The sequence below is a fragment of the Borreliella californiensis genome (genome assembly GCF_014205885.1).
Lineage (GTDB): Bacteria > Spirochaetota > Spirochaetia > Borreliales > Borreliaceae > Borreliella > Borreliella californiensis.
Genome location: NZ_JACHFB010000014.1, coordinates 1 through 6,156, shown reverse-complemented (window position 1 = coordinate 6,156; position 6,156 = coordinate 1). Strand labels below are relative to the sequence as shown.

The 6,156-nt window shown below is 25.8% G+C and carries 3 protein-coding genes and 3 pseudogenes; 2 read left to right on the top strand and 4 right to left on the bottom strand.

Annotation, left to right across the window (positions count from 1 at the left end):
- On the top strand, positions 1–537 hold a 537-nt coding region (locus HNP67_RS06400; RefSeq protein WP_236845752.1), incomplete at its 5' end, for a ParA family protein.
- A 340-nt stretch (positions 538–877) separates the two neighbouring features.
- On the opposite strand, the gene HNP67_RS06395 is transcribed toward HNP67_RS06400, so the two are convergent.
- The 4 genes and pseudogenes from HNP67_RS06395 to HNP67_RS06385 form a co-directional block, all read right to left on the bottom strand.
- Positions 878–1,528 carry a hypothetical protein gene (locus HNP67_RS06395; protein WP_184125680.1) on the bottom strand — a complete coding sequence of 217 codons (651 nt, stop codon included), beginning with the start codon at positions 1,526–1,528 and terminating at the stop codon, positions 878–880.
- A 654-nt stretch (positions 1,529–2,182) separates the two neighbouring features.
- Positions 2,183–2,556 (bottom strand): annotated as a pseudogene (locus tag HNP67_RS07045) (adenine deaminase C-terminal domain-containing protein).
- 48 nt (positions 2,557–2,604) lie between these two features.
- Positions 2,605–3,702: pseudogene (locus HNP67_RS06390) on the bottom strand (amidohydrolase family protein).
- 429 nt (positions 3,703–4,131) lie between these two features.
- Positions 4,132–4,599, bottom strand: a pseudogene (locus HNP67_RS06385) (complement regulator-acquiring protein); the annotation flags it as partial.
- A 675-nt stretch (positions 4,600–5,274) separates the two neighbouring features.
- Between HNP67_RS06385 and HNP67_RS06380 the strand changes: the two are divergent.
- Entirely contained in the window at positions 5,275–5,970 is a 696-nt protein-coding gene (locus HNP67_RS06380) for an SIMPL domain-containing protein (protein ID WP_184125678.1), read from the top strand.
- Positions 5,971–6,156 lie beyond the last annotated feature (186 nt).

Genomic DNA, 6,156 nt, shown 5'->3' with positions numbered 1-6,156 from the left:
GACGCAGTTAAAATACATAAAAGTCGACTTATCATATATGAGAACTTTAATTATATCTTAAAAAGATATGTTCCGTGTTATACGGAAAGCTTTTTAGATTATAAGGAAATTATTTTAGAATTTAGATTGAATAAGGGCACTAAAAGTTTTGATTTTGATTATATTATAATAGATACTTCTCCTAGTAGAAATTTCCTTTTAAAGAATGCTTTAAATGTTACAGACCATATTATAATCCCAGTTCAAGTAGAAAGATGGTCAATAGAAAGCTTTTCTATTTTGACAGAAACTACAAATAATATTCAGAATATTAAAAACAAAAAATATAATATTTCTATTATAGAAAATCAATTTATTAAAAATAGAAATACCTTGAAAGAGGTAGAGGACGTTCTTTATGAAGAATATGGTAAATATATAAAAGGTAAAATTCACTTTTCAAATAGCATAAAAGTTTTTATAAATGACTTTTTAGAGCCTTCTTTGAAAGAAATTTATTACAGGGAAGCTGAAAACGCTTTAAAAGCTATATTGTAAAACGCCATTCTACTAATTACTGGATTTTTAAAATAAAAATTATAAAGAATTTTACCTAATTGGTTTTGATGATCTTAAAAGTATAAAATTAACTATAAATTAATTATGTTTATTGTACGAAGTTAAATTTTAACAGCAAAAAAACCAATTGATTTCAACTTATAAAAAATTCTAAATATTTGAATTAAAAGCATGATAATTGTGGTATTTAAAATACAACTCTAAAATTAAGTGATACTATGTAAATTTGTAGTAGTTGTAGCATATTACATTTCAATAAAATAAAGAAGTCCCTATTTATAGGGACTTCTTTATTTTATTGAAATGTAATATTTGATTTTCAATCATTAGATTTTGAGTTTCCAATTATTTCTTCTTCTAATTCTTCGTCTTCCTCGTCTCCAAAATCTTCTCTGTCTATCATCTCTTGCTCTTGTTCTGCTTCTAATTCTGCTTCTATTCTACCATCAGGATCATCTGCAAATTCTGCATCTCCGCCGCCTGGTACAGGTCTTCCTAATAGTGGTTTTTTCTTGCTTTTTAGTAAATGTCTTTTAAGTTCAGATAATCGAACTATATATATCTTATTATCTTTAAATTCTAATAAAATATGATCTTTATGTTTTTTTATGGAATTTAATTTTTTATTATTATTGCCAATATTTATAACTTTTAAAGCTGTTTTAATGCCAAGAAGCATGGCTTTTTTAAAATCATATCTTCTTTTAGATTTTACTTTAAAAAGCTCTTGATTATTAATACAGTCTTTAACTAAAATTCTGTTATCTTCTTCTTTTATACAAAGTGTAGTGTTAGTGCCTTTTTCAGTGTCTATATCTTCTTTATTGGTAGGATTTGAAACCGATTTAGCGGGTACTTTAAAATTGTATTTTTGGCGTGATCGAGAATTCTTTAAAAAAAGATCGCATGAAAAGAATAATAAACATAAACTTAAATTGATAAAACTTAAATTGATAATATATTTTTTCAATTTACACTCCTTAATTTAATATTTACTTTATTTAAAAGTATATGTTTAATTTTTTATTAACTATTTTTTAATAATATTGATATTATAATCAATAAATACTTTTTTAAAAATAAAATTTTTATTGAGGTAATAAAAATATAAGTGCAAAAATATAATCTCATAAGGATGCTATTAAAAGAGGCGCCGAAACAAAAATGATTTTTTATTGATTTATTTTTAGATGTAATGAGATAAAAAAAATTTCACAAGTTTTTATATAAGCTTGGGTTCTAAGGGGAGCTAAAGAATTAATTAATTTGTTTCTTAAGATTAAGACTTGGGCAAACAATAGTTTATTTTAAACGGGGGGGGGATATATATGTTATTTATTGAGGAGATGCATCAATATTTACACATATGGTTTCCATAAATTTAATTAATAATAACGCTCAACATTATTGCAGATTATTATTTATAGCATTTGTGCCCTAAACACTAACCAAAAACCGCTTTTCCCCTAAGTATTTAATGCATAAAATTTTTAAAATAAAAAACTGCCAGACACACAATTAATAATCCTTAATAGATAATAACAGACAAAAAACTTTTGAGCTCCTTCTACAATTTGTCGTTTAATTTTTTAATCCTTTTTTGTCTTTTTATAATAATTTGAAATTAATAATCTACAAAACAAAAAGAATCAATATCAAACAGTCCTTTATCATTTATCTTTAAATAGGGGACCACCGTTAAAGACATAAAAGACAAAGTCATTAAAGGATCATCAAGCCGAGAACCTAAAACATTTTTACAAAAATCATTAATTTTATATATTGTGAAGCTATTTCTTCGGCTGAAAGAGTACTCATTAATCCAGAAATAGGAAGTTCTATTATTATGGTTTTTTCATTGTTTGGTGCACATAAATCCCCTTTATTTGGGATGATTATATTTGCCGCTTTACACAAGTATTCATCATTACTCCCAACAAGTAGTATGATATTGTGAGAATCATGAGCAACTGTACTTCCTATGGCGCCGTTTCTTATTCCAAAATTTTTTATAAATCCTATAGAAATTTTACTATTGTCTTTATATCAATTTATTATAGCTATTTTTAAAATATCTTCGGCAATATTAGATTGAAAATCTGGGGCCAATAAATTGCTATCAATCATAGTTTTATGAGTAATAATTTGGTTGCTGATGCAGTTGATGACCGGGATCATCTTATTTTTAGTGGAAAATTTAAAATCCGAAATAGATTTTTTGCTACAATTAAAATTGTTTATAGGAATTTCATTTATTAATGGAATAAGTGAAATTCCATCATTAAAAACCAATTTACCATTAATGTAGGTTTTATCTATTTTGAATGTTTTAATATCTTTGGTAATTATAAAATCAGCAGGATCTCTTATTCTTAACAGCCCCACTGGGATTTTATAGTGTAAAGCCGGATTAATACATGCTATTTTTAAAACATCAAAAAAGTCATGTCCATGCTCTATTGCACGAGCTATTATTAAATTAATATGTCCATTTAGAATGTCATTTGGGTGCGCATCATCAAAACAAAACATTAAAGAATCACAATATTTTTTAGAACATTCGCTAATCAAGGGATGCAAAGATTCAAAATTTTTAGCGGCACTTCCTTCTCTAATTATTATTTTCATACCCAAAGATAATTTATATCTTGCATCTTCTATTGTTAAACATTCATGATCAGTACTAATACCCGAAGATGCATACTTTAAAGTTAAATTGGGGGACAAAACAGGAGCATGTCCATCAACAACCTTATTGCGATTTAATGCAGAATTTATTTTATTTATAATTTCAACATCTTTGTTAATCACGCCTTTAAAATCCATTATTTCAGCCAAATAGTAAATATCATCTAATTTCATTAATTTGTCTATATCTTTATCATTTAATACATATCCTGAAGTTTCAAATTCTTGTGACAACGCTGGCACACAAGAAGGAACTCCAAAAAAAATTTAAACTCGGGTTTTTTAGAATTATTTATCATAAAATTAATGCCATCAATACCATTAACATTGGCTATTTCATGAGGATCGCTTTATTGTAGTCACAGTGCCGTGTGTAACTACTAAATGAGCAAAGCTTGATGGAATAAGAAAAGAACTCTCTATATGTATATGTGCATCAATAAATCCTGGCAGCACATATTCATCCAATGTCGCATTAATTTTTTCTATGCTCGCAATATGACCGTTTTTAATCGCTATGCTAGCTGGATAAATTCTTTTTAAAGATGTCGATATAATTAGCTTCAATTTTAAATAAATCCATTATTTATCCTCTTCTAAAAACTTTTTGTTCATAATATACTCTGCCTTAAAATCTTTAAACTTAAGTTATAGTGCAAAGTGCCAGTATATTTAATTGCAACTTTATTTAGAAAAAAATAAAAATCGTCGATATTTGTTATATACGATAAAAATCGACGATAATTTTTTGGGTAAAATAAACAGAAGAAATTTAAATAAAAAATAGCTAGCAATTCTAATTTTGATACCATCAAAGATTATGTGGTAAAGTATTAAACAATTTTTGATTGGTTTTTATAAAAAGGTTTTACATTAAATTTAAAATTAAATAACAATAATATTTCTAATTTCTTGTTCTAGATTTATAGGATTTTTATCCATGCTTAAAACAATATCTGAAAAAGCTTTATTTAAATAATCTCCCAATTTACTATTTTCAGACTTTATGGACTTTTTATTACTGCTATAATCATTTAATAATTGTTTAACAAGCTCTCTAAAAGTTGTTCTTAAAGCTAAAAAATTTTCAAGACAAATTTTAATCCTTTTGAGATTAGGAATATCTAATAACATTAAATTGCTTTTTTTATTAAGCAATAATTTAATTACTGCCTCAAATCTAAATTGGAATTCTATGTCCACATTTTGCATAATTTTATTAGCAATCTTTTTAATGCTATGTATATCTGAATTTAAAATTAATCCCAATTCTTTCAACTCGCTTTCATTGCAATCTAAAACAGCATACAAACACCTTCTGGCCTTTTTAGATTCTTCTACATCGTCAGCAAGTGTTTTCTTTAGTGCATACTAACTAACATTTTTAAATGGAAGATTATATTGATTAGATGGCTCACTTTTAAATTTTTCAAAAGAATTATCTATGGCTTTATTATTAACTTCTACAAAATTATTTATTCAAGATAAAAGTTTATCCCTTTCTCCCCGCACATATTTTTTCCCAAGTTGTTTTTTATAATTATGATTTTTGCTAACCTTATTTTTATTTAAACTATCGTTTTGACATGAAATAAATAAATATTGATTAATAATATTATTTTTTTCATAAATAAAGCCCTTAAAATGGTTTTACATAATATCTGCAAAGCCATAATATAAATTTATAATAAGTATTAAATAGTAATCATTATAAAATAAAATATAATTTAAAAATGAATTTTTTGCAATATTTTAAAATGTCAAATAATTGTGTGCTATTTCTAAACACAAGATTATAAAAATAACCTCTTGCTTTAAATATCATGATGGCTTTTAATTGCTTCAATTAACTTAAATTATGCAGCTATCTTGGCTTTTATTTTTTATAAAACATTGTCTTTGACAAGGTCATAAATTCTGATCTGCTAAAATGTATTTTGATTTATTAATATTAAGCAATATGTTAAAATAAATTTAAATACAGTAATTTTAATATATTGTTTATTATTGATTTTAGGAGGCCAGTCTATGTTTAGAGGAAAAGAAATATCTTTCTTGTTATTTTCGTTACTTTTGTTTATGTCATCAATTATAATTTCTCACGGAATAAAAAACATTGGCACCAAAAATGAAAATTATATTACGGTCAAGGGTCTTAGCGAAAGAGAAATTTTATCAACATCTTCTAGTTGGGAGTTTAGATACAGCTTAACTGGTGACACTATCAATGATATTAATAAAGCAAATAATTTAAGCTTGTCTAAGATTAAAAGTTTTTTTTTAAAACAGGGATTTAGCGAAGACCATATAAAAATGGGATTTATGGAATTTAATGAAGAGAATTACAAAGAATCTCTTTATAAGTATAGAGCATATATATCTTTAACTGTTCATACAAAAAATATTGAGCAAATGGAAGCAGTAGAAAAAAATATTGCTGAGCTTTATAATCAAGGTATATTAATTAGTAATAGTGGGGGGCCAAGATATTACTTTGACAATATTAATGATATAAAGCCCGAAATGTTAGCAGATTCAATTAGAAATGCTAAATTAGCGGCTTTGGAATTTGCAAAACATTCAAGTTCAAAATTAGGAAAAATTAAAAACGCAAATCAAGGATATTTTGAATTTCTTCCAATTGATAGAAGCTTGGGTGCTCAGGAACATTATCCAAAAAAAATATTAAGAATCGTTACAACCGTTTCTTATTATTTGGATTGATTTTGGTGAACTATTTTTTTCTAAAAACCCATATAAATAGCTTGCGGTTTCGTACCATGACGCGATTTACAAATCTAATTAAAGCATAGCTAAATGTATGGCCATTGCTGCACTCTTTATCTTGTTGGCTGCTTCACTCAAAGCTGCCAATATTTTAGTGTATTTGTCGTCTTTTTTGTCTTTGAG

Coding starts and splice junctions, on each gene's coding strand:
- HNP67_RS06380 (WP_184125678.1), top strand. CDS start 5,275: ATGTTTAGAGGAAAAGAAATATCTTTCTTGTTATTTTCGTTACTTTTG.